Consider the following 23,231-nt stretch of genomic DNA (forward strand, 5'->3'; position numbering starts at 1 on the left):
GTACAAAATCGCACTCAATGGAGAGGTCCCACTCTGTGGCAAACACAGTCCTGACGAAAAGCGGAATCGGCGAAGAACGCGGTCTCGCCCGAATAGCCCAACGGATAGCGGCGTGGACCGAGAAGTGGTTCCCGGACGCCTACATCTTCGCCCTAGCCGGCGTCATCATCATCGCCCTGGCCGCCCTGGCCATCGGCGCCTCGCCCCAGTCGATCGCCGATTCCTTCGGCAACGGATTCTGGGACCTGACCGCCTTCACCTTGCAGATGGCCATGGTGGTGCTGACAGGCTTCGTCGTGGCGACCTCCCCGCCCGTGGCGAAGCTGATCAACCGGCTGGCCCTCATTCCCGCCACCGCCCGCACCGCCGTGAGCTTCGTGGCGATGATGTCGATGTCGGTATCCTTCCTCAACTGGGGCCTCAGCCTGATCTTCGGCGGCCTCCTGGCCCGGGCCATCGCCCGCCGGAAGGACCTGACCGTGGACTACCGGGCCCTCGGCGCAGCAGCGTTCATGGGCCTCGGCGCCGTCTGGGCGCTCGGCCTGTCCTCCTCCGCCGCGCAGCTGCAGGCCACGGCTGCCTCGCTGCCGCCGGCCCTGCTGAAGATCACCGGCATCCTGGACTTCGGCACCACCATCTTCACCTGGCAGTCGCTGCTCACCCTGGCCATCCTGATGGCGCTCACCACGGTGATCGCGCACTTCTCGGCACCCCAGGGCGGCGCCATCCGCACCGCGGAGGATCTCGGCGTCGACCTTGACGACGAACCCAGCGAACCGGAGCCGCGCTCCCGCCCGGGCGAATGGCTCGAATACAGCATGATCCTGCCGATCCTGGCCGGCCTCCTGACGCTCGGCTGGCTGGTCTCGCAATTCCTGACCAAGCCCTTCCTGACCGTGGTGAGCAGCCTCAACGGCTACCTGCTGGTCTTCCTGATCCTCGGCCTGGTGCTGCACGGCACCCCGCGGAACTTCCTGCAGGCCGTCACCAAGGCCGTGCCGGCCACCGCCGGCATCCTGGTCCAGTTCCCGCTCTACGCCGCGATGGCCGCGATCCTGACCAAGGCCACCGGCCACGGCGGCATGACCGTTTCCGCGCACCTGGCCGAGTTCTTTACGGAGATCGGCAGCGGCGGCGGCTTCGCCGTCGTCATTGCGCTGTACACGGCCCTGCTGGGGCTGCTGGTCCCCTCCGGCGGCGGCAAGTGGCTGGTGGAGGCGCCGTATGTGATGCAGTCCGCCACCGATGTGCAAATGAACCTCGGCTGGACCGTGCAGATCTACAACATCGCCGAGGCCCTGCCGAACCTCATCAACCCGTTCTTTATGCTGCCCCTGCTGGCGGTGCTGCGGCTGCGGGCCCGCGACCTGGTGGGCTTTACGTTCCTGCAGTTCGTGTTCCACCTGCCGGTGGTGCTGCTGCTCGTCTGGCTGCTGGGGATGACGTTCGACTTCGTTCCGCCGGTGATGCCGCCGGCCAAGTAGCCCGCAACGCAGCTGACCCGCAGCTGTGGCCGTTTTTTAACGGCCACAGCTGCGGGTCAGTTGGGTTAAGTCCTAGGCGGGATCCGAGACAATGAGCGTTTCGGCGCCCTGGACGCGGGCCTTGCCGGTCTCCAGCAGGGGTTCGACGACGGCGCGCAGGGCCTCCATCGAATCGTCCAGTTCCAGCACCACGGGGTGCTGGAACGCAATCAGCGCGAGAAGGTCCCGGACAGCGGCCTGGGCTTCCTCCGCCGCGAGTTCCGGCTCGTGGCCCAGGAACACGTCGGTGGGCTGGCCGGACGCGGCCGCACCCTCCGCGTTGTCCCCGGCGGCAAGCTCCGCGAAGCTGATGACGAATGCCTCGAGCCGGCCCTTCCGGCTGGCCGGCACACCCTGGCCGAAGGCGCTGGCCTTCGGGGCGCGCAGCACGATCGCGCCGTGTGCGCCGCTGAGCTCGTCCAGGAACAGCCGCTGGACCGTGCCGATGCCGAGCTCCCCGGGGCTGTCCCAGGTGTGCACGGCCGTGTAGTAGCGGCCCACGACGTCGCTGAGCTCCACCGAACCGGTGGCCAGGTCCTCGATCTGCTCGGATGCGGCAGCCTCGGAGCCGTCGCCGAAGACGGGCAGCCTGAGCGCCCCGGGCTCGACGACGACGAGCCGGGAACGCTGGATCGGGGCCAGGCCCGCCGCCTCGGCGAAGGCGGCGCCGGGGGTGCCCGGCTCCACCTTGGTCCGGAGGCGGGTGACGCCCGACGGCGACTGGGCGGCTTCGTGTCGCAGCATGGTCAGCAGGGTGGAGCCGACGCCGGTGCGCCGGTGGAGCCGGTCGACCTCGATGTAGGCCCAGAGCCGTTCCGGGTGCAGCGAGGCCTCGTGGACCACGCCCGCAGCGACCGGGATGGCCACGCCGTCGACGACGTCCTCGGCGACGATGCAGCGCCGCCACGGCGCGTTGCCCGAGGGCGCCAGGGTGCCGCGGAACTGCCGGGCCTGTTCGGTTTCGGGCCCGCCCCAGATTTCGAGCAGGGCGAGATCGTCGCCGTCGCGCCATTCACGGTATCGGATCGCCACGGTCAGGCGCCGATCAGCCGTGCGGCCAGGTAGCCCTCCACCTTGTCCAGGGAGACGCGTTCCTGGCTCATGGTGTCGCGTTCGCGGATGGTGACGGCCTGGTCGTCGAGGGTCTCGAAGTCCACGGTGATGCAGAACGGGGTGCCGATTTCGTCCTGGCGGCGGTAGCGGCGGCCGATGGCGCCGGCGTCGTCGAACTCGATGTTCCAGCTCTTGCGCAGCTGCGCGGCGAGGTCCTTGGCCTTCGGGGACAGGTCCTCGTTGCGGCTCAGCGGCAGCACGGCCGCCTTGACCGGGGCCAGGCGCGGATCGAGCTTGAGCACGGTGCGGATGTCGACACCGCCCTTGGCGTTGGGTGCCTCGTCCTCGGTGTACGCGTCGATCATGAAGGCCATGAAGGAACGGGTGAGGCCGGCGGCGGGCTCGATCACGTACGGGGTGTAGCGCTCATTGGTGGCCTGGTTGAAGTAGCTCAGGTCCTGGCCGGAGGCCTTGGCGTGCGTGGACAGGTCGAAGTCCGTGCGGTTGGCGATGCCCTCGAGCTCGCCCCACTCGGAGCCGTGGAACCCGAAGCGGTATTCGATGTCCGTGGTGCCCTTGGAGTAGTGGCTGAGCTTTTCCAGCGGGTGCTCAAAGAAGCGCAGGTTGTCTTCCCGGATGCCGAGGCCGGTGTACCAGGACATCCGCTCCTTCATCCAGTACTGGTGCCACTGCTCGTCGGTGCCGGGCTCGACGAAGAATTCCATCTCCATCTGCTCGAACTCGCGGGTGCGGAAAATGAAGTTGCCCGGGGTGATCTCGTTGCGGAAGGACTTGCCGATCTGGCCGATGCCGAACGGGGGCTTCTTGCGGGAGGTGGTGAGGACGTTGCTGAAGTTGACGAAGATGCCCTGCGCCGTTTCGGGGCGCAGGTAGTGCAGGCCCTCTTCGCTGGCTACCGGGCCGAGGTAGGTCTTGAGCAGGCCGGAGAATTCCTGGGGTTCGGTCCATTCGCCGCGGGTGCCGCAGTTGGCGCAGGCGATGTCCTTGAGCCCGTTCTCGGCAGGACGGCCCTTCTTCTCCTCGTATTCTTCCTCGAGGTGGTCGGCGCGGTAGCGCTTGTGGCAGGAGAGGCATTCCACCAGCGGGTCGGAGAACACGTCGACGTGGCCGGACGCCTCCCAGACCTGGCGGGGCAGGATGACGGAGGAGTCAAGGCCGACGACGTCTTCGCGGCCGCGGACCACGGACTGCCACCACTGGCGCTTGATGTTTTCCTTGAGCTCGGCACCCAGGGGCCCGTAGTCCCAGGCAGAACGCGAGCCTCCATAGATCTCACCGGCCTGGAATACGAAACCCCGGCGCTTGGCGAGGGAAATGATCTGGTCGAGGACGGATTTTGCTGCCATGGGAACTCCACTTTCTACAGGGCCGCTGGGTGCGGTCCGCGGTCTTAGCCCCGGAACTCCGGCTGGTTGCCGGACGGGGCACTACAAATACGCAAAACTGGCCACAGACCTACGCACACTACGACCACGCGCCCGTGTTCACGGGCCGGCTGATGGCGGTGCAGGAAGCGGCGCCTCCTAGCCTACCGGCCCGTCGGCACCCGGCGCCGCTTCAGGGACACGGCTTCAGGGTCACCGCTTCAGGGCACCCCTCGGCCACGGCAGGCTGGCCAGCACGATCGCGGCGAGGGTCAGCAGCGTTCCGAGCACCGTGGGAAGCGCCACCACGGTGCCGGGCGCCGGGAAGACGAGGTCCAGCCCCAGGGATCCCAGCAGTTGGCCCGCGATCATGCCGAGTCCCGTCACCAGGACGCCCAGGCTGCGGACCAGCAGGGCACCGACGCCGATAAAGACGCAGCCCAGGGGCCCGCCAAGGTAGTACCACCACTCCCCCGGCAGCGCGTTGCCCGGTCCCGTGACGGCGGTCTTGACCAGCCAGGCGGCCCACAGCATGACCGACCCGGCGATGAAATTCATCAAGGTCGCGGCAATGGGCGTGCCGTAGTGCATGGCGGCGGTGCCGTTCATGGCCTGCTGGAAGCTCATCAGGAACCCGGCCAGCACGGGCAGGAGCACCGGCACCAGCAGCTCCCCCGGCCCGGGACCCGTGCCGGCGACGCGCGGCGAGACGGCCCAGGCGACGGCGGCGACGGTCAGGATGCTGCCGATCACCCGGATCCCGGTGATGGACCTCTTGCCGGCCGGGCCGATCCCCATCCGGTCCACAAGCAGTCCGCTCAGGGTCTGTCCGGTCACGGTGGCAACGGTGAACAGGGCGACGCCCAGCAGGCCCACGGTGAACGACTGCGCGAAGACGAAGAACCCGCCGATGCAGCCGGCCAGGAGATAGTAGGGTGGGAATTTACGCTCCCGGACAGCCGGCAGGATCTGCCGGAGCCCGGCCCTGCCGCGCGGCAGTGCGAGCGATATCACAGTCATCAGGGCCAGTCCGGTGGTGAAACTCACGACGGCGGCGGCGATCCCGTCCGCGAGCGCCGCACCGAGGGCGCCGTTGATCCTGCCCTGGACAGGCATGAGCAGCCCCGCCGCCACTGCGAGGGGCAGCCCGGCGAGGAACGGAAGCCGGGGAGTGTGGGTCATTCCTGCCACCTTACGTCAGGCATCATTGCTTGTATGAGCAACCCGGAAATCGAAGAGATCCCCATCCGCGACGACATGATCCGGCTCGGCCAGCTGCTGAAGCTCGCCAGCCTGGTCGAGGACGGGGTGGAGGCGGCTGAGCTGATCAAGGCCGGGCTCGTCAAGGTCAACGGTGAGATCGACGAACGCCGCGGCCGCCAGCTCCGTCACGGCGACACCGTGACCGTTAACGGCCAGACCGTGCGGATCAGCACCCCCGCCGGAGCCTAGCCCCGGCATTCGACGCGGACACACGACGCCGGGCGGAAGCCGCCGGGCGTCGTGGGGCGAATTGCGCCGTGGGGCTACTTAGCCAGCACGCCGTGCGTGAGGAACTCGGACACGTGCCCGATTTCCTGCTGGTTGATGCCGTGCCACATGCCGCTGTAGAGCACCTTGGTGAGCTTCACATGCTTGCGCACCCAGCCCATGGTGAACTCGATCTTGTCCGGCGTGATGACCGGATCCTGCTGGTCGCGGCCCCAGAACACCGGCACCGTCCCGTCCAGTTCGGCGTCGCGGAAGCTGGGGTCGCCGTCGGCGTCGACCGCGAACCCGGACAGCCCGACGACGGCGGCGTAGTCCGCGGGCCGCCGCCGGAGCAGGGTGGTGGCCAGCGCCATCCCCATCGAAAAGCCCAGCAGCGTCACGGACGGGTGGTCCGGCCGGACCGAGTCCAGCCAGTCCTCCACGTACGAGGCGGCATCCTTGACCGCTTCCAATGAGTAGTCGATCGAGGCAGTCAGCGGGAACCAGGTAAATCCCGCACCGGACACCAGCGGGGCGCGCACTGAGGCCACCACGAATTCCTGCGGCAGCAGGTCCGCCAGGCTCAGGAGGTCCTCTTCGTTGGCCCCGTAGCCGTGCAGCAGGACCAGGAGCGGCTTTCCGGCCCGCTCCTCCGCGGGCTTGGACCAGAGGACAACGGGGGCGGGGAAAGCAGCGGCGGAAGTCATGGGTCCATTCTTACAGTTACCCGAAGGTAACAACCTACGGTGGCGTAGCTTTGCAGGAACAGTGCACGATATGAAGGTGAGCGAAACCGAAGCCATGGAGAACTCTCCAGACAACGCCGTTACCCACCCCTGGACGCGCTATGTGGCCATGGGAGATTCCTTCACGGAAGGCATCGGTGATCCCGAACCGGCGAGTCCGGGCGGCCACCGGGGCTGGGCGGACCGCGTGGCCGAGGAGCTCAGCCGCGGCCACGAGGGTTTTGCCTACGCCAACCTGGCCGTCCGGGGCCGGCTCCTGCAGCAGATCGTGGACCAGCAGTTGGCCCACTGCCTGTCCCTCCGGCCTGATCTTGTGACGTTGTCCGCCGGCGGGAACGACCTGATCCGCCCCGGCGGGGATCCGGATGCCCTGGCTGAGAAGCTGGACTCGGTGGTGCAGATCCTCAGCCTGGCCGGCGCCACGGTGGTCCTCTTCAACGGCCCCGACACCGGTTCGACCGTGCTGGGCCGGGTGCGCAGCAAAGTGGCCATCTACAACGAGAATCTCCGCACCATCGCGGCCCGCCACGACGCGATCATCGCGGACATGTGGTCCCTGCGGCAGCTGAACGATCCGCAAATGTGGGATGCGGACCGCCTGCACTTCTCGCCGCTGGGCCACCACACCATCGCGGCCATGGTCCTGGATTCCCTGAACGTCGAGCACACCCTGGAACCGCTCTCCCCCAAGCCCCTGCCGCCCCGCAGCTGGCGGCAGGCACGCTCCGGGGATCTGGTGTGGGCGCGCGAACACTTTGTGCCGTGGGTGGTCCGCCGGCTCCGGCACCGGTCCTCCGGCGATGGCATTACGGCCAAGCGCCCCCTCCCCGGCCCGGTCTTCGGCCCCGGAATGCCGCTCGGCTCGGGCGAAGGCCCGCCCGGCGCCGAGGAGCCCGTGCGCTCCTGACCGCCGCAGGGCAGCGGCCGGAATGATGCGATGGACCCCGACGACGTCGTGCGGCTGCGGCTGCGCCATCAGCGGCTGCGCGAACCCTTCGCGCCCACGGCGGAGGACGCGCTGAAAAACCTGCTGGCGGTGCAGTCCCAGGAGTTCGCCTACGCCCGCTGGACGCTCGCCCAGCGCAGCGCGGGAAGCACAGCAGCCGCGGTGGAGCAGGCCGTGTCCGACGGGACCATCCTGCGCACCCACATCCTGAGGCCCACGTGGCATTTTGTGCACCGGGACGATCTGCGCTGGCTGCTGGCGCTCTCCGCGCCGCGGATTCACCAGGGGAACGCGGGGATGTACCGCCGGACCGGGCTCGATGCCGCTGAGGCCGCGCAGAGCAACCGCGTGCTGGCCGGAGCCGTGGCCGGCGGCAAGCACAAGACAAGGGAGCAGCTCGCCGAAGTACTCCGGACAGCCGGCCTGGCCGCCGAGGGCCTCGGGCTGGCCTACCGGATCATGCACGCCGAGGCCAGCGGGGTGCTGGCCAGAGGGACCCCGGTGCGGAGCGCGGGAGGCGCGCTGAAGCAGAGCTACGCGCTCTTTGAGGAGCGCGTTCCCGCCGCTCCGGCCTCGCTGCTGGAACGGCCGGCAGCCCTGGCCGAACTGGTCCGGCGGTATTTCGCCAGCCGCGGCCCGGCGACGGACAGGGACTGCGCGGACTGGTCCGGACTGACCCTGGCGGACATCCGGGCAGGGCTGCGGCTCGTGCAGGACAGCACGCCCGGGGCGCTGGAGACAGTACGGATCGACGGCGTCGACTTCCACGTCGGGCCGGAGGCTGCCGTCACGGCGGCCGCCAGCATCCCGCCCCGGATCGATCTGGTCCAGTGCTACGACGAATACGTCATGGGGTACTCGGTGTCGCGGCATTATCTGGGCGGCGCGGCGCCTTTTTGCGCCGGCAGCGGGCGAACCGGCCCATCTGGTTTTGCGGGACGGCCGGCTGGCCGGGGTGTGGCGGCACCGCTTGGTCCGCGGCCGCTGCGAACTGGATATCCGGCTGCGGACCAGGCCGGATCCCGAAACGGAATCCGCCATCAACCTGGCCGTGGCGCAGTACGGCAGGTTCCTGGGGCTGCCGGCCGTCCGCGCCGCATGACCACGCCGCTGCCCCCGGGCGGCCGGGCACCGTGGGGCACGTCAGACAGAGTGCGGGCGTTAAGCTGGAAGTACACTTCCTGAGAGGCCCGGTACCGTGAACAGTCTGTTCTTTTGGATCATCATTTTGTCATTCCTGATCCCGATGGCGATGCGCTACTACAAGAAGTCCATGCGGGGCAGGAACCAGAACCAGGGCATGCCCGGCGGCCCGGACCAGTTCGGGCAGTTCCCCGGCGGCCCGGACCAGTTCGGGCAGTTCCCCGGCGGCCAATCCGGTTACGGTCCCGGCCCCTATCCGGGGCAGCAGAACAAGCAGCCGCGCGACGGCATGACCCAACGGGACTATTTCGGGGCGTTCGGCGAGCTCGGCGCGCCGCGGCAGCCCATGCCGCCGGCAAACCAGCAGTACCCAAACCAGCAGTACCCCGGCCAGTACCCCGTCCCCTATGAGGACAGCCCGGATTACCCCGGCAACCAGCCCCGGCCCTTCCCGCAGCAGGACGCCGGGCAGTTCGGCGCCCCGCAGTTCGGTACCCAGCAGTCCAGCACTCCCCCGCCTTCCGGGCCCGCCGTGCCCCCGCCGCCGTCCGCGGCAGCGCCGCAGGGATTCCGGGCGCGCAAGCTCGCGGAACTGGACCAGCGCTACAGCGACGGCGACCTCGCCATGGAGGACTACATGGCCCAGCGTGCGGAGATCATGAAGGGCTAGCGAAGTCGACGTCGGCCGCGTTGACCGTTCCTGCCGTCCTCCCGGGGGCCTTGTGGTATTGCCAGTACAAATTGGTGTGCGCCACCACCAGCTCCGGCGGCGGCGCCCCAAATTCGCTCAGGTCCTCGGTGGTGTGGGCGTCCGCGACCAGCGTGACATCGTAGCCGCGGGTGATACCGCCGTGGAGGGTCGAACGGATGCACTCGTCGGTCTGCGCTCCGGCCAGGAAGAACCGGCCGATGCCGCGATCGGCAAGCACGGCCTCCAGGCCGGTCGCCTCGAACGCGTCGCTGTACTCCTTCGGCACGAGGGGCTCCGATTCGCGCCGGGCGAGCTCCGGCACGTACGACCACGCGTCGCTGCCCCGCGGGAGCTCCTCGCTGCTGTGCTGGACCCAGACGACGTCGACGCCGGCGCCGCGGGCCTTGTCCACGAGGGCGGCGATGGTCGCGATGACGTCGTCCCGGCGATAGGCATCGGCGACGACGCCGAGCTGCATGTCGACGACGAGCAAAGCCGTATTGGGGCGGTTGATGAGCGTGGTCACAATGCCTCCTGGGTCCTGGGTGCTCCTGCCAGCCCACTCTAATCCCCAAAACCCAAGCAACGCGGAGTCACTTACGGCCCAAAATCCAGTCGTGGATGGGCTCGGAGTGACCCCGCGTTGCTTTGGCGTGGGGGGCTAGTCGACCTGCGGGAAGCCGAGGTCGATGACCGAGGTGGACGGATCCGGCCAGCGGGTGGTCACTACCTTGCCGCGGGTGTAGAAGCGGATGCTCTCCGGGCCGTACATGTGGGTGTCGCCGAAGAGCGAGCTTTTCCAGCCGCCGAAGGAGAAGGTGCCCACCGGAACCGGGATCGGCACATTGACGCCCACCATGCCGGCCTCGACGTCGAACTCAAACTGCCGGGCGGCGCCGCCGTCGCGGGTAAAGATCGCCGTGCCGTTGCCGAACTCGTTGTCGTTGACGAGCTGGACGGCGTCGGCGTAGCTCTCGACGCGGACCACGGACAGGACCGGGCCGAAGATCTCGTCGTCGTAGACCTTCATGCCGGGCTTGACGTGGTCAACCAGGCTGACGCCGATGAAGAAGCCGTTGGAGTCGAACTGCTGTTCCCGGCCGTCCACCACCACGGTGGCGCCTTCCTCGGCCGCGCCGGCGACGTAGGAGGCGACCTTGTCGCGGTGCTCGGCGGTGATGAGCGGGCCCATCTGTGATGCCGGGTCCGTGCCGGGGCCGATCTTGAGCGTGGCCATCCGGGTGGTGATCGCATCGACGAGCTCATCGGCGATGTTCCCAACGGCGACCAGCACACTGACCGCCATGCAGCGTTCGCCGGCGGAACCGTAGGCGGCCGAGACGGCGGCGTCGGCGGCCATGTTCAGGTCCGCGTCGGGCAGGACCACCATGTGGTTCTTGGCGCCGCCCAGGGCCTGGACACGCTTGCCGTGGTCGGCGGCGCGCTTGTAGATGGACTGGGCGATCGGCGTCGAGCCGACGAAGCTGATGGCCTTGACGTCCGGGTGTTCGAGCAGGACGTCGACGGCTTCCTTGTCGCCGTGCACGACGTTGAGCACACCGGCGGGCAGGCCGGCCTCGGCAAAGACCTGCGCGATGAAGTTGGCGGAGGACGGGTCCTTCTCGCTGGGCTTGAGGAGCACGGTGTTGCCGCAGGCCAGGGCGCTGCCGATCATCCACAGCGGCACCATGGCCGGGAAGTTGAACGGGGTGATGCAGGCGACGACGCCGACCGGCTGGCGCACGGAGTGGACGTCGACGCCGCCGGCCACCTGCTCGGAGCGCTCGCCCTTGAGCGCGTGGGACAGCCCGGTGGCGAATTCGATGTTCTCCAGGCCGCGGGTGATCTCGCCCTCGGCGTCGGAGAGGACCTTGCCGTGTTCGCTGGTCAGGAGGGCGGCCAGTTCCGGCCGGCGCTGCATGAGCAGTTCGCGGACCTTGAAGAAGATGGTGGTGCGCTTGGCGAGGCTGGTGGCGCGCCAGCCGGGCAGTGCGGCGCGGGCGGCCGCGATGGCCTCCTCGACGCGGGCGGCGGAGGCCAGGGCGACCTCTTTCTCCTGCTCGCCCGTGGCCGGGTTGAAGACCGGGCCGTAGCGCTCGGCGTCGGAAATCAGGGCGCCGTTGATGAAGTGCGGAATGCGTTCCATGGTGGTTCTCTTTCTAAAAAATGTGGAGGCTAGTTGGCGGCGTCGAGGGAGCCGTCGACCAGCTTGACGATTGCGGAGCAGTCGGTGCCGGACTGGCCGGCGTCGATGAGGCGCTGGAACAGCTGCTGGACGTGCTCGCCGATTTCCAGCGGGGTGCCGGTGTCCCGGGCCGCGCTGATGGCGAGTCCGATGTCCTTGTTGGCCAGCTCGGTGGTGAAGGTCGGGGCGAAGTCGTTGTTGGAGGCCGCGGTGGGGACCACGCCGGCCACCGGGTACCACGTGCGGAGCGCCCAACTGTCGCCGGAGGAGACGGACGCGATGTCCCAGAAGACCTGCTTGTCCAGCCCGAGCCGGTCGGCCAGGACAGCGCCTTCGGCCGTGGAGGCCAGGTTGATGAAAAGCATGAGGTTGTTGCAGATCTTGGCGGCCTGGCCGGTGGTGGCCCCGCCGGTCGGGATGATGTTGGCGGCCATCGGCCTGATGTACTCGGTGGCCTCGGCCACGGCCCCGGCCTCGCCGCCGATCATGAAGGTCAGGGTGGCGGCCTTCGCCCCACTCATGCCGCCGGACACCGGTGCGTCGACGAAGCGGAAGCCGGCGGCAGCGGCGGCGTCGTGCAGGGCCTGGGCGGAGGCGATGTCGATCGTGGAGGAATCCACCAGCAGCGTGCGGGTGTCCGCGTGGGCCAGGACGCCGTCTTCGCCGAGGTAGACGGCGCGGGCGTGCTCGCCCTTGGGAAGCATGGTGAAGACGACGTCGGCGCCGTCGACGGCGTCGGCGATGCTCCCGGCGGGCTTGACGCCGCCCGCCTCTGCGGCGGCCACGGCCTCGGCGTTCAGGTCGAAGCCGCGGACGTCGTGGCCGGCCTTGGCGAGATTTACCGACATGGACCCGCCCATGTTCCCCAGTCCGATCCAAGCGATTACTGCCATGGCATAAGCTCCTTTGCTTGCGTGTTCCTGCGCGTCGTTGCCGCAGGTCTTTCCGGTGCTGCTGATACGCGCCGTGCGCGCGTTCCGGACGTTCACCGGAAGTTCCGTGTCCAGCATCACACCCTGTTACAGTGCAATCAAGGGGAAAAACTACAGACGGCATGTGCATGGATGCACATACCTTGATCCGAAGGAGTTCTGGTGGACTTAAGGCGGCTTCCGAGTCCCGACGATCTGCTGATCCTGCTGACCGTTGCCCGGCTGGGCAGGTTCAATGCGGTGGCGGAAACGCTCGGTACCACCCACACCACCATCTCCCGCCGGATCCTGGCCCTGGACAAGCAGCTCGGCGGGCGCACGCTGGAGCGGAGCCCGCACGGCTGGGAACTGACCGACCTCGGCAATGAGGCGGTGGCCGCCGCCGAGGCGATCGAGGGAACGCTCGGGGCGCTCACCAACCGGATCGCGCAGTCCGAAGACGTCCTCTCGGGCCTGGTCCGCATCAGCACGCCGGACGGTTTCGGCGCCGGGTTCGTTGCGCCGGCCCTGGTGCGGCTGCAGCGGGAACACCCGCTGCTCAACGTCGAAATGCTCAGCGCCACCCGCAAGGTCAGCCAGAACCGGTCCGGCGTGGACCTCGAGGTGGTGGTGGGCAACCTGGATGTCAGCAATGCGCAAACCATCTTCCTGTCCAACTATTTCCTCCGGCTCTATGCGAGCCCGGAGTACGCCCGGGACCACGGGCTTCCGGTGACACTCGACGACGTCCGGCAGCACGGCTTTGTCTCGTACGTGGAGTCGGCGCTGCAGGTCGCAGAACTGGGCCACCGTTCCACCCAGCTGCCCGTCCCGCGGTCCAGCTTCCAGGCCACCAGCATCTTTGCCCAGCTGGAGGCCGTCCGGCGTGGTGCCGGGATCGGCCTGCTGCCCAACTTCCTGGTGGTGGGAGACCCCACGTTCCTGCCTGTGCTGCCGGACGACTTCCAGCGTCAGCTCCCCATTTGGGCGGTGGCACGGGCGGAGTCCCTGCGTTCGGCGCCAGTACAGGCCGTGCTGGAGGCGATCCGGACCGAGATTTCCGCACGTCAGGATGTCCTGGCAGGCTGAGAAGTCTTGGCCGGCTGAACCGGCCTGGCAGGCTCAGCCGGACGGCGCAAACGGCAACAGCCCGGGTCCCGCAGTGCGGGGCCCGGGCTGTTTCCGTTGCTTCGTTGTTGCTGTCGGTTCTGCTTGCCTACTTCTTGGCAGCGGCGAGCAGGTCCGCGGTGCCCTGGGCATCCGCGGCGTCGACGTCGTGCAGGGAGATACCGCGGGTTTCCTTGAGGAAGAACACGGCCACCATCGTGACCACGCAGGCGCCGAGCAGGTAGATGGCCACCGGCGTCGAGGACTTGAACTGGCTGAGCAGGGCGACGGCGATGATCGGCGCCATTGAGCCGGCCACGATCGAGGTGACCTGGTAGCCCAGCGAAACGCCGGAGTAGCGCATCCGGGTCGGGAACATTTCGGCCATGATGGCCGGCTGGCCGGCGTACATGAGCGAGTGGAACAGCAGGCCGATGGTGATCGCCGCGAGGATGATGAGGTCGTTCTTGGTGTCCATCATCGGGAAGGCGAAGAAGCCCCAGGTGCCGCCCAGAATGGCGCCCGCCATGTAGACCTTCTTGCGGCCGAGGCTGTCGGAGAGCTTGCCGACCATGGGGATCACGGCGAAGTGGATTGCGTGCGCCACGAGCAGCAGGAGCAGGATCCGGGAGGTGTCCGTCTGGACGATGACCTTCAGGTAGGTGATGGAGAACGTGACCACGAGGTAGTAGAGGATGTTCTCCGCGAAGCGCAGGCCCATGGCGGTGAAAACGCCGCGGGGGTAGCGGCGGAACACTTCGCCGACGCCGTAGCCCTTCTTCTCTTCCGCGACTTCCTTCTGGGCCTCCAGGAAGATGGGGGCGTCAGTGACCTTGGTCCGGATGTAGTAGCCGACCAGCACGATCACGGCGGAGAGCCAGAAGGCCACGCGCCAGCCCCAGCTGAGGAAGTCAGCGGAAGACAGCGTGGCGGACAGCGCGAACAGCACACCGGTGGCGAGCAGGTTGCCCAGCGGAACGGCGGACTGCGGCCAGGAGGACCAGAAGCCGCGGGACTTGCTGGGGCTGTGCTCGGCAACGAGCAGGACTGCACCGCCCCATTCACCGCCAACAGCGAAGCCCTGGGCGAAGCGCAGGAAGACGAGGAGTGCCGGAGCCCAGTAGCCGATCTGCTGGAAGGTGGGCAGGCAGCCCATCAGGAAGGTGGAGACGCCCACCAGGATGATGCTGAGCTGGAGCAGCTGCTTGCGGCCGAACTTGTCGCCGAAGTGGCCGAAGACGATGCCGCCGATGGGGCGGGCAACGAAGCCGACGGCGTAGGTCAGGAAGGCGGCGATGATGCCGTCAAGTTCCGTGCCGGAGTTCGGGAAGAAGATCTTGCCGAAGACGAGGGTCGCCGCGGAGGCGTAGAGGAAGAACTCATACCATTCGACTACGGTGCCGGCCATGGAGGCCGTTACAACTTTCTTGAGGCCGGACGATTTGACGTCTTCCTCTTCCGGCCGCCTGGCGGCAGCGTTTTGCGTACTCATTTCGACTCCTTTGGCGTCTCCGTCGACACCCTATGGACCTCTGGGCAATGGATACCTGTGATTTGTGACACGGGCATCATTCTCAACGAGTATGGACGCTCAAGCCCCGGTCCTCAACGGCCATTAGTGCAGAGCGCATCTGCAAAAATGCACAACTGGCCTCATTCTCCGGTGCTTCCGTCCACGGATTCGCGCAGCAAATCGGCGTGGCCGTTGTGCCGGGCGTACTCCTCGATCATGTGGCAAAGGATCCACCGCAGGCTGGGCGCCCCGCCGTCGGGCCATGCACGGCGTGCCAGCGAGTCCGTCCCGCCGTCGGCGAGGGCCTCGCCCACGAGGGTGCGCGAGCGCACAGCGGCGTCCTGCCAGCGGGTGCGGAGCTCGCCGGCGGAGTTCCCGGCGGCCGAGGCAAATTCCCAGGGCGGTTGCCGGTCCTTCCTCCGGCGCCAGTCCGGGCCCGACGTCGTTCTGCCGGACCGGCGCGGCCCGTCCGGCAGAGTGCCGAAGTACGCCTAGCCGAAGAAGTTCTGCCGAAGCTGGGTGCTGAGCTGGCCGATCTCGGTCAGGAAACCGTCGTGTCCGATCGGCGCCTCGATGGTGTGGACGGCCACGTCCCCCGGCAGGGCGGCGGCGAGCGCCCGGGACTGGGCCGGGAAGTACAGCCGGTCCGAGTCGACGGCTGCCACCAGGAATTCCGCCGTGGCCGGGGCCAGGGCCTCCGTGAGGGCGCCGCGGCCGCGGCTGATGTCATGGCTCATGAGCGCTTCGGTGATGGCGATGTAGCTGTTCGCATCGAAGCGGCGGACCAGCTTGTTGCCCTGGTGGTCGAGGTAGCTCTCCACCTGGTAGCGGCCGCGGCCGGCCAGCGAGCCTGCTTCCAGCGGGGCCTCTTGTTCCTGGGCATTCCGGCCGAACCGTCCATCCAGCTCCGCGGCCGAGCGGTAGGTGATGTGGGCGATCCGCCGGGCCAGTGCCAGGCCTGCTTCCGGCTGCTGACCGCCGTAGTAGTCCCCGCCGTTGAAGTTGGGGTCCTGCCTGATGGCCAGGGTCTGGGCCTGGGCGAAGGCAATCTGTTCGGCGGTGCTGCTGGCGCCCACCGAAAACACGCCGCAGCGCCGGACCCGGTCCGGGTAGCTGACGGCCCACTCGAGTGCCCGCGCCCCGCCCAGTGAACCGCCCAGCACGGCGTACCAGCTGCGGATGCCCAGGGCGTCCGCCAGCCTGGCTTCGGCCGCCGTCGTGTCCCGCAGGGTGACCAGCGGGAAGCGGGACCCCCAGGGCCGGCCGTCCGGCGCCGGCGTCGAGGGTCCCGTCGAGCCGTAGCAGCCGCCAAGGATGTTGATAGAGACGACGAAGTACTTGTCCGTGTCCACGGGGGCGCCGGGTCCGGCAAGCTGCTCCCACCACCCCGGTTCCTCGCCGGCACCCCGCGTGACGTGGGTGTCCCCCGTCAGGGCGTGTTCGATCAGCACCGCATTGGAGCCGTCCGGATTGAGGGTTCCCCAGGTCTCATAGCCAAGGGTGACATCCGGCAGCCGGGCGCCGGATTCGAGGTCCAGGTCGCCAATCCGGAGGTACCGGACCGTTCCATCCAGGGCTGCATCACCCGGAACCGGGGCCTGGACGTGGGCGGTCGTGTTTACGGGTGCACCCTGGCGGGTGACGGCAATCGTCATGTGAGGACCTAACTTCGCGCTTGCCCACCGTCAGCTGACCGGCAGGCCAGGTCTTCACCCGGGGCACCCCGCCGCGAAAGGAGGGTTGCCGGCCAGCAAGCCGGGGCTGTCGCTGGCACTCATGACCTGCACTGAGCTTACGAAATGCGGCGGCGTTGTGGCGAAGATTGTGACGCCCGTGTGACAGCCACATGCGTCAGCACCGCAGTTTCCCCACTTTTGAAGGCCGTGGGCGGCGGGTCGCCCCGGAGTGTCGGCGACTCCCGGCCTCATGCCCGCAAAGGTGGGGAAACTCGGCGTTGACCTCGCTTAGGCGTCCTTGGCCGCCCGGAAGCCGGCTTCGAGGTCCGCGAGGATGTCGTCGATGTGCTCCAGGCCCACGGACAGGCGCACCAGACCGGGGTTGACGCCGGCAACGGCCTGCTGCTCCGGGGAGAGCTGGCTGTGCGTGGTCGACGCCGGGTGGATGACCAGCGAGCGCACGTCACCGATGTTCGCGACGTGCGAGTGCAGCTCCAGGGCGTCGACGAACCGCTTGCCGGCCTCCGCTCCCCCGGCGATGTTGAAGGCCACGACGGCGCCGGTCCCCCTGGGCCCGTACTTGCGGCCGCGCTCGTACCAGGGGCTCGACGGCAGCCCGGCATAGGCGACCGATTCGACGTCGTCCCTGGCCTCGAGCCATTCGGCGACAGCGGTGGCGTTGGCGACGTGCCGCTCCACGCGCAGGCTCAGGGTCTCGATGCCCTGGGCGATGAGGAAGGCGTTGAACGGGGATACCGCCGAGCCGAGGTCGCGCAGCAGCTGGACGCGTGCCTTGAGGATGTAGGAGAGGTTGGCGCCGAGGGCGCCGTCCTTGCCGAGGTCCCGGGCGTAGACCAGGCCGTTGTAGGTGGGGTCAGGGGTGTTGAATCCCGGGTACCGCTCCGGATCCGCGCCGAAGTCGAAGTTGCCGGAGTCCACGATCACGCCGGCGATCGCGGCGCCGTGGCCGCCGAGGTACTTGGTGGCGGAGTGGACCACGATGTCCGCGCCCCATTCGATCGGCCGGATGAGGTACGGCGTGGAAAGGGTGTTGTCCACGATCAGCGGCACCCCGGCCTCATGGGCCACCTGCGAGATGCCCTCGATGTCCAGGACGTCCTGGCGCGGGTTGGAGACCACTTCGCCGAAGAACAGCTTGGTGTTGGGCTGCACGGCGTCGCGCCACTGGGCCAGGTTGTCCGGGTCCTCCACAAACGTTACGAAGATACCGAACTTCTTCAGGGTGTGCGCCAGGAGGTTGTAGGTGCCGCCGTAGAGGCTGGGGCTGGCCACCACATGGTCTCCGGCCTCGGCGATGTTCAGGATCGCGAAAGTCTCCGCGGCCTGCCCGGAGCTCAGCAAGAGCGCCGCGAGCCCGCCTTCCAGGCTGGCCACGCGCTGTTCCACGGCGTCCTGGGTGGGGTTGCCGATCCGGGTGTAGATGGGAGCCAGTTCGGCGAGGGCGAACCGGTTGGCGGCGCTTTCAGCGCTGGGGAAGACGAACGACGTCGTCTGGTAGATCGGAAGCGACCGGGCACCGGTGGCGCTGTCCGGCTCCTGGCCGGCGTGGATCTGGCGGGTTTCGAAGGACCAGGCGTTGGACATCGGAGACTCCTTTGGGGACTGGGCACAGACTGCCCGGAGCTCCTTGGCCCGGGTCAACTCTGGCGCCGCGCTTGCCTTCCGGCGGGCGCCGGACGGCCAGGTCTTCACCCGGGGCACCCCACCGCGATACGAGGGTTGCCGGCCAGCAAGCCGGGGCTGTGCGCTGGCACTCATGACCTGACCCCAGTCTAGGAACGGGTTCCGGGCTCTGGATAGCTTTGTGACGAAGATGAAGCCGGGCGGCCGGCTGGCCCGGCCGGGCCCCCTGGTTCCGCGCAATGACGCGGAAAAGAGCACTTCGGGGGCACCCCGAAAATGACATCCCATCTCGGTTAGGCGAGCCTAAGCTGAGAGCCGCATCACAAAGTGCCAAGATGAGGTCATGCGCATGGATCACGTCTCTTACGCCTGTGAACAAGATGGCCTCGCTGCCACCACCGAACGAATTGCGTCTGCCCTCGGCGTCGAAGCCGTGAAGGGCGGAGTACACCCCCGATTCGGGACCCGCAACATGATCATCCCGCTCGCGGGACACAAGTACCTGGAGGTCGTGGAGGTCCTGAACCACCCGGCCTCCGACAAGGCCCCCTTCGGCCAGGCCGTCCGTGCCCGCTCCGAAGCAGGCGGCGGCTGGATGGGCTGGTGCGTCGAGGTTGACGACCTGGCCCCGTTCGAGGAGCGGCTCGGCCGCGCCGCCGTCAACGGCAACCGCAAGTTCCCGGACGGCCGCGAACTGGTCTGGAAGCAGATCGGCATCCTCGGGCTCATCGCCGATCCCCAGGTCCCGTACATGCTCAGGTGGGAAGGCGACCCGGAACTCCACCCGTCGAAGGCCTACGAGAGCCAGGTCAAGATGTCCGCCCTCACGATTGCCGGCTCCGCCGAGCGCGTCACCGAATGGCTGGGTGTTCCGGTGGAAAAGCCGCTGGAAGACGTGGCCGTGAACTGGATCGCTCCCCGCGGAACCCCCGGCATCCTGTCCGTCACGTTCGAGACGGCCTCCGGAGCCGTCACGATCTGACGTTTCACCGCCCCACACTTCGGCCGCCATCAGCGGGTGCCAATGACGTCACCCACCGATGACGGCCGAAATACTTTAACGCCAATACAGAAACGGCGCACCGGCGGCCCGGCCGGCTCTGAAAGGCGACGCGGGGTCACTTCGCGCCCGTCCAGTGCCTCCGGATGGGCTCGAAGTGACTCCGCGTTGCTTTGTGTTGGTGCGCACTCAGCCCAGGCCGATGGCCTTGCCAAAGAGGCTGAAGCCGACGAATGCCACGATGTCCAGGACGGCGTGGGCGATCACGAGCGGCATCAGCCGGCGGGTTTTGGTGTAGACCACGGCGAAGATGACGCCCATGATGGCATTGCCGATGAACGGGCCGAACCCCTGGTACAGGTGGTAGCTGCCCCGCAGCATGGCGCTGGCGAAGATGGCCGCAGGCACGGACCAGCCGAGCTTCCCGAGCCGGTCCAGCAGGTAGCCCACCACGATCACTTCCTCCACGATCCCGTGCCGGATCGCGGAGAGGACCAGCACCGGCACCGTCCACCAGTAGGCGTCCAGCGCGCTGGGAATGATCGCCGTCGTGATGCCGAGCGCGCGGCCGGCGGCGTAGAGGCCCAGCGACGGGATGCCGATCAGCGCCGCCAGGCCGAAGCCCTGCAGCAGGTCCCTGCCGGGCCGGTTGAAGTTGAGGCCCAGTCTCTGGAAGGCCGTGATGCCGTGGCCGGACGGCCGGTTTTCCGTCAGGAAATAGATCACGAGGACCACGGGGACCAGGGCGAAGATGATGTCCAGCAGCTGGTAGGTGAGGTCGAAGTACTCGCGGCTGCTTTGCGAGCGGTTCAGCGTGGAGGTCCCCTCGGCGAGCGGCGCCCTGGTCATCTTGTCCAGCAGCTGCACCACCGAATACACGGCCGACTGTCCCAGGGACAAGCCCAGGACAATCCACATTTCAAGCCGCAGCCGGCGGCGGGAGGGAACCAACATGGTTACATCTTGCCTGCAGTTGCCGGTAGTTGCCTGAATCGGGGCCGCGACGCTGCCGGGCCCTATGCTTGGGGTTTATGAGTGCGCCCGGGAAAATCATTCTGATCCGGCATGGCCAGTCCGCCGCCAACGCCGACACTTCCATCTACAACCGGGTGCCCGATTACCGGATTCCGCTGACCGAACTCGGTGTGGAACAGGCCCGGGCAGCCGGTGAACAGGTCCGGCGGCTGCTGGACGGCCAGCAGGCCTGCGTGTATGTCTCCCCTTACCTTCGGGCCTACCAGACCCTGGAGGCCCTCAACCTCGGTCCGCTGATCGAGCGGGTCATCGAGGAGCCGCGGCTGCGGGAGCAGGACTGGGCGAATTTCCAGATCGCCGGCGAGATCGAGGACCAGAAGGAGCTCCGCAACGCCTACGGCCACTTCTTCTACCGCTTCCGGGAGGGCGAATCCGGCTCGGACGTCTACGACCGGGTCTCCTCATTTATGGAAACCCTGTACCGCCACTGGTCCAGGCCGGACTACGCCCCCAACGCGCTGTTCGTCACCCACGGGCTCACCATGCGGCTGTTCTGCATGCGCTGGTTCCACTGGTCCGTGGAGTACTTCGAGTCCCTCAACAACCCGGACAATGCCGAGGTCCGGAGCCTCCTGCGGACCGAGCTGGGCAAGTATGAGCTGGACAAACCCTTCAGCCAGTGGGTGGAGCGCCGCGTCGACGAAACGGTGCTCGACGCCCCGCCGATGTATTTCTAACTAACGAAACTGACTCGCAGCAGGGGCTGTTTTGAGCGTCCAAAACAGCCCCTGCTGCGAGTCAGTTGGGTGGGTCAGCGGGCGCGGACCCCCGCGCGCCAGACGGCGTGGGTCAGCGGAATGCCGGGCCGGTAGGCCAGGTGCGTGGCCGAGGGCGCGTTGAGCAGGTGCAGGTCCGCGCGGTGTCCGACGGCGATCGAGCCGACGGCGCGTTCCCCGTCGGCGTCGTTCCCTGACTCCCGGCCGAGCGCCAGCGCGCCGCCGTAGGTCGCGGCGCGCACCGCCTCGTGGACGCTCAGGCGCATCTGGAGCACGGCGGTGGTGACGCAGAAGGCCATCGAGCTGGTGTAGGAGGTACCCGGGTTGCAGTTGGAGGCCAGGGCAAGCTGCACGCCGGCGTCGAGCAGTTCCCGGCCCGGCGCCAGCGGCTGGCGGGTGGACAGGTCACATGCCGGCAGGCACGTCGCCACGGTGCCGCGCCCGTCACCGGACGCGGCGTCCCAGCCGGACCAGCTGGCGGCGAGGGCGTCGACGTCGGCGACGGACAGGTAGTTCACGTGGTCCACGCTCGCGGCACCGAATTCCACGGCGAGCCGCACGCCGGGGCCTTCGCCGAGCTGGTTGCCGTGCACGCGCAGGCCCAGCCCGGCGTCGCGGCAGGCCTGGAGCACGCGCCGGGACTGGTCCTCATCGAAGGCGCCCCGCTCGCAGAAGACGTCGGCCCAGTGCACGAACGGCCGGACGGCCGAGAGCATGGGGCCGCAGACCAGGTCCGTGTATTCCTCGGCGTCCATCCCGGCGGGCACGAGGTGCGCGCCGAGGTAGGTGACCTCGTCCGCCACGGTGGAGGCGATCCGGGCGCTGCGGGCCTCGTTCTCCACATCCAGGCCGTACCCGGTCTTGGTTTCGAGGTAGGTGGTGCCCTGCGAGACGGCTTCCGCGACCCGGCCCATCGCGAGCCGGGTGAGGTCGAAGTCGCTGGTGCTCCGGGTGGCGCCGGTGGTCACGGCGATTCCGCCGGCGCTGTAGCTCTCCCCCGCCATCCGGGCCTCGAACTCGCCGGTCCGGTCGCCGGCGAAGATCAGGTGGGTGTGCGAGTCGACCCAGCCCGGCAGCAGGGCCCGGCCCCCGGCGTCGACGGCGTCGTCGGCGGCCGGCGCGTCCGCCGCGGAGCCAAGCCACGAGATCCGTTCGCCCTCGATGACCACCGCCGCGTTCTTCAGGACCCGGTGGTCCGCGTCCTGGGTCATCAGCTCGGCAATGTTGGTAATGAGGGTGCTCATGAGTCCATTCTTCAGCGTCGGATGGACCAGCGTGTCGCCGCCAGCGCTTCCACTGTCCGGGATGCCGGACCGGCTGCTTGGGCCCCGCCCGGAACCGCAGAGGCTCCCTGGCCTGCGAGGACGAGTTCCGCGGCCAGTTCGGCGATGCCGGAGGACGTCTGGAAGCCGTAGCCACCCTGGCCGGCGAGCCAGAAGAATCCGGGGGCTTCGGCGTCGAACCCCACCACCGGGATACCGTCGGCCGCTTCCGTCCGCAGCCCGGTCCAGGCCTGGCGGACGCCGCGGATGCCGAGGGTGGTGAGGGTGTTGAGCCGGGCGATCAGCGCCTCGATGTCGCCCGGGTGCGGCTGCGCATCCTCGGGCCCGCTCGGTTCATGCTCCGACGGCGAGATGAGGACCTGTTCGCCGTCTCGCCGGAAATAGAAGCTGTCATCGGCGGCGGCCACCATTGGGCTGTTTTGCGGAAGGGGATGCTCGACGTCGACAATCGCCGCGGTGCGCCGGTACGGCTGCAGCTGGACTTTCTCTACGCCGCTGAGCACGGCGAGTTCGTCGGCCCAGGCACCGGCGGCGTTGACCACGACGGCGGCCTGGAAGCCTTCCTGCCCGGCACCGAGTTCCCAGCCTGAGCCGAGGCGCTGGGCCGAGTGGACCCTGGCGCCGGTGATGATGTCCACGCCGCCCTCCTGCGCACGCCGGCGGTGGTCCTCCAGCAGCACGGGGGCGTTGCAGGCGAAGGAACCGGTGTCCAGGCCGGCGGCGGAGAAGGAATCCGGGGCCAGGGCCGGGCAGAGTTCCAGGGCCTCGGCGTGGGTGATGGGCCGCATGTGGCCGCTGGCCTGCTCCTGGACGGCGGCGTCGTCGCCGATCAGCATAAAGCTGCGCGGTGAGAGCACCGGTTCCGGCCGGCCGGCGTCCTGCCCCGCGATCAGTTCCAGGGTGCGGAGGGTGAGCTCCTGGACCACCGGAGGCCCGTAGCTGGGGATCAGCTGCCGGGCCGAGCGCGCAGACGTGTGGTACGCCAGTGTCTGCTCGGCTTCCACCAGCGCAACGCTGCACTTTCCGGCAAGGGCAGAGGCAAGGGACAGGCCGGCGATACCGCCGCCGACAATCACGACATCGTAATGGGCTGACATGGTTCCATCCTTGCAGATGGAAACGGTTGCGGCGTTGCCATATCCACGCTTCACACCACTGGACATGTCCCACGTTGCGGTCTGCCGGTCCGGGACATGCCCTCCCT

22 protein-coding genes and 2 riboswitches are annotated in these 23,231 nt (G+C 68.2%); of the genes, 8 read left to right on the forward strand and 14 right to left on the reverse strand.

Going from position 1 to position 23,231, the window contains the following annotated elements; translation table 11 throughout:
- The first annotated feature begins 35 nt into the window (after window positions 1-35).
- The gene (locus AB4Y67_RS09715) at window positions 36-1,484 is read left to right on the forward strand and encodes a short-chain fatty acid transporter (RefSeq protein ID WP_441405563.1); all 1,449 of its coding nucleotides are present in this window, start codon (window positions 36-38) and stop codon (window positions 1,482-1,484) included.
- Between the two features lie 72 nt (window positions 1,485-1,556).
- Here the strand turns inward: AB4Y67_RS09715 and AB4Y67_RS09720 are convergent, their stop codons facing one another.
- The 3 genes from AB4Y67_RS09720 to AB4Y67_RS09730 form a co-directional block, all read right to left on the reverse strand.
- Window positions 1,557-2,555, reverse strand: a complete 999-nt coding sequence (locus tag AB4Y67_RS09720) for a GNAT family N-acetyltransferase (RefSeq protein ID WP_441405564.1) — start codon at window positions 2,553-2,555, stop codon at window positions 1,557-1,559.
- Between the two features lie 2 nt (window positions 2,556-2,557).
- Window positions 2,558-3,943: a glycine--tRNA ligase gene (locus AB4Y67_RS09725; protein WP_056432683.1), complete on the reverse strand. Its 1,386-nt coding sequence runs from the start codon at window positions 3,941-3,943 to the stop codon at window positions 2,558-2,560.
- A 231-nt stretch (window positions 3,944-4,174) separates the two neighbouring features.
- Window positions 4,175-5,143, reverse strand: a complete 969-nt coding sequence (locus AB4Y67_RS09730) for a DMT family transporter (protein ID WP_441405565.1) — start codon at window positions 5,141-5,143, stop codon at window positions 4,175-4,177.
- 33 nt (window positions 5,144-5,176) lie between these two features.
- On the opposite strand from AB4Y67_RS09730, the gene AB4Y67_RS09735 reads away from it, so the two are divergent.
- The gene (locus AB4Y67_RS09735) at window positions 5,177-5,413 is read left to right on the forward strand and encodes an RNA-binding S4 domain-containing protein (protein WP_441405566.1); all 237 of its coding nucleotides are present in this window, start codon (window positions 5,177-5,179) and stop codon (window positions 5,411-5,413) included.
- 74 nt (window positions 5,414-5,487) lie between these two features.
- Here the strand turns inward: AB4Y67_RS09735 and AB4Y67_RS09740 are convergent, their stop codons facing one another.
- Complete coding sequence (locus AB4Y67_RS09740) at window positions 5,488-6,138, reverse strand: alpha/beta hydrolase (protein WP_441405567.1); 651 nt, start codon at window positions 6,136-6,138, stop codon at window positions 5,488-5,490.
- Between the two features lie 70 nt (window positions 6,139-6,208).
- Here AB4Y67_RS09740 and AB4Y67_RS09745 point away from each other — a divergent pair, with 70 nt between their 5' ends.
- The 3 genes from AB4Y67_RS09745 to AB4Y67_RS09755 are packed head-to-tail and all read left to right on the forward strand — an operon-like array spanning window position 6,209 to window position 8,936.
- Window positions 6,209-7,084 (forward strand): SGNH/GDSL hydrolase family protein, encoded by an 876-nt coding sequence (locus AB4Y67_RS09745; protein WP_441405568.1) that lies wholly within the window; start codon window positions 6,209-6,211, stop codon window positions 7,082-7,084.
- Window positions 7,085-7,114: 30 nt separating this feature from the next.
- Window positions 7,115-8,308 (forward strand): winged helix DNA-binding domain-containing protein, encoded by a 1,194-nt coding sequence (locus AB4Y67_RS09750; RefSeq protein WP_441405569.1) that lies wholly within the window; start codon window positions 7,115-7,117, stop codon window positions 8,306-8,308.
- A gap of 13 nt (window positions 8,309-8,321) precedes the next feature.
- Window positions 8,322-8,936, forward strand: coding sequence for a hypothetical protein (locus tag AB4Y67_RS09755; RefSeq protein WP_441405570.1), 615 nt, complete (start codon window positions 8,322-8,324; stop codon window positions 8,934-8,936).
- On the opposite strand, the gene AB4Y67_RS09760 is transcribed toward AB4Y67_RS09755, so the two are convergent.
- From AB4Y67_RS09760 to mmsB, 3 genes are all read right to left on the reverse strand, one after another.
- The gene (locus AB4Y67_RS09760) at window positions 8,923-9,483 is read right to left on the reverse strand and encodes an isochorismatase family protein (protein WP_441405571.1); all 561 of its coding nucleotides are present in this window, start codon (window positions 9,481-9,483) and stop codon (window positions 8,923-8,925) included. The two genes, AB4Y67_RS09755 and AB4Y67_RS09760, sit on opposite strands and share 14 nt — an antisense overlap.
- A gap of 135 nt (window positions 9,484-9,618) precedes the next feature.
- Window positions 9,619-11,103 (reverse strand): CoA-acylating methylmalonate-semialdehyde dehydrogenase, encoded by a 1,485-nt coding sequence (locus AB4Y67_RS09765; protein ID WP_441405572.1) that lies wholly within the window; start codon window positions 11,101-11,103, stop codon window positions 9,619-9,621.
- 29 nt (window positions 11,104-11,132) lie between these two features.
- Complete coding sequence (gene mmsB, locus AB4Y67_RS09770; protein WP_441405573.1) at window positions 11,133-12,035, reverse strand: 3-hydroxyisobutyrate dehydrogenase; 903 nt, start codon at window positions 12,033-12,035, stop codon at window positions 11,133-11,135.
- Window positions 12,036-12,236: 201 nt separating this feature from the next.
- Between mmsB and AB4Y67_RS09775 the strand changes: the two genes are divergently transcribed.
- A complete protein-coding gene (locus AB4Y67_RS09775; RefSeq protein WP_441405574.1) occupies window positions 12,237-13,142 on the forward strand; it encodes a LysR family transcriptional regulator in 906 nt (301 codons plus the stop codon).
- A gap of 127 nt (window positions 13,143-13,269) precedes the next feature.
- Here the strand turns inward: AB4Y67_RS09775 and AB4Y67_RS09780 are convergent, their stop codons facing one another.
- The 4 genes from AB4Y67_RS09780 to AB4Y67_RS09795 form a co-directional block, all read right to left on the reverse strand.
- Entirely contained in the window at window positions 13,270-14,652 is a 1,383-nt protein-coding gene (locus AB4Y67_RS09780; protein WP_441405575.1) for an MFS transporter, read from the reverse strand.
- 161 nt (window positions 14,653-14,813) lie between these two features.
- A complete protein-coding gene (locus AB4Y67_RS09785) occupies window positions 14,814-15,149 on the reverse strand; it encodes a mycothiol transferase (RefSeq protein ID WP_441405607.1) in 336 nt (111 codons plus the stop codon).
- 15 nt (window positions 15,150-15,164) lie between these two features.
- Window positions 15,165-16,328: a homoserine O-acetyltransferase MetX gene (gene metX, locus AB4Y67_RS09790; protein WP_441405576.1), complete on the reverse strand. Its 1,164-nt coding sequence runs from the start codon at window positions 16,326-16,328 to the stop codon at window positions 15,165-15,167.
- An 11-nt stretch (window positions 16,329-16,339) separates the two neighbouring features.
- Window positions 16,340-16,455: riboswitch (SAM riboswitch) on the reverse strand.
- Window positions 16,456-16,637: 182 nt separating this feature from the next.
- The gene (locus AB4Y67_RS09795) at window positions 16,638-18,011 is read right to left on the reverse strand and encodes a bifunctional o-acetylhomoserine/o-acetylserine sulfhydrylase (RefSeq protein WP_441405577.1); all 1,374 of its coding nucleotides are present in this window, start codon (window positions 18,009-18,011) and stop codon (window positions 16,638-16,640) included.
- 5 nt (window positions 18,012-18,016) lie between these two features.
- Window positions 18,017-18,132: riboswitch (SAM riboswitch) on the reverse strand.
- A gap of 204 nt (window positions 18,133-18,336) precedes the next feature.
- On the opposite strand from AB4Y67_RS09795, the gene AB4Y67_RS09800 reads away from it, so the two are divergent.
- Complete coding sequence (locus tag AB4Y67_RS09800; protein WP_441405578.1) at window positions 18,337-18,975, forward strand: VOC family protein; 639 nt, start codon at window positions 18,337-18,339, stop codon at window positions 18,973-18,975.
- Between the two features lie 207 nt (window positions 18,976-19,182).
- On the opposite strand, the gene AB4Y67_RS09805 is transcribed toward AB4Y67_RS09800, so the two are convergent.
- Window positions 19,183-19,947: a CPBP family intramembrane glutamic endopeptidase gene (locus AB4Y67_RS09805; protein WP_441405579.1), complete on the reverse strand. Its 765-nt coding sequence runs from the start codon at window positions 19,945-19,947 to the stop codon at window positions 19,183-19,185.
- 77 nt (window positions 19,948-20,024) lie between these two features.
- Here AB4Y67_RS09805 and AB4Y67_RS09810 point away from each other — a divergent pair, with 77 nt between their 5' ends.
- Complete coding sequence (locus tag AB4Y67_RS09810; RefSeq protein WP_441405580.1) at window positions 20,025-20,705, forward strand: histidine phosphatase family protein; 681 nt, start codon at window positions 20,025-20,027, stop codon at window positions 20,703-20,705.
- A gap of 74 nt (window positions 20,706-20,779) precedes the next feature.
- Here AB4Y67_RS09810 and hutI read toward each other — a convergent pair whose 3' ends face one another.
- Both hutI and AB4Y67_RS09820 read right to left on the reverse strand, forming a co-directional pair.
- A complete protein-coding gene (gene hutI, locus AB4Y67_RS09815; RefSeq protein WP_441405581.1) occupies window positions 20,780-21,988 on the reverse strand; it encodes an imidazolonepropionase in 1,209 nt (402 codons plus the stop codon).
- Between the two features lie 11 nt (window positions 21,989-21,999).
- Complete coding sequence (locus tag AB4Y67_RS09820; RefSeq protein ID WP_441405582.1) at window positions 22,000-23,124, reverse strand: NAD(P)/FAD-dependent oxidoreductase; 1,125 nt, start codon at window positions 23,122-23,124, stop codon at window positions 22,000-22,002.
- Window positions 23,125-23,231 lie beyond the last annotated feature (107 nt).

The organism is Arthrobacter sp. YAF17 (genome assembly GCF_052113365.1).
GTDB lineage: Bacteria > Actinomycetota > Actinomycetes > Actinomycetales > Micrococcaceae > Arthrobacter.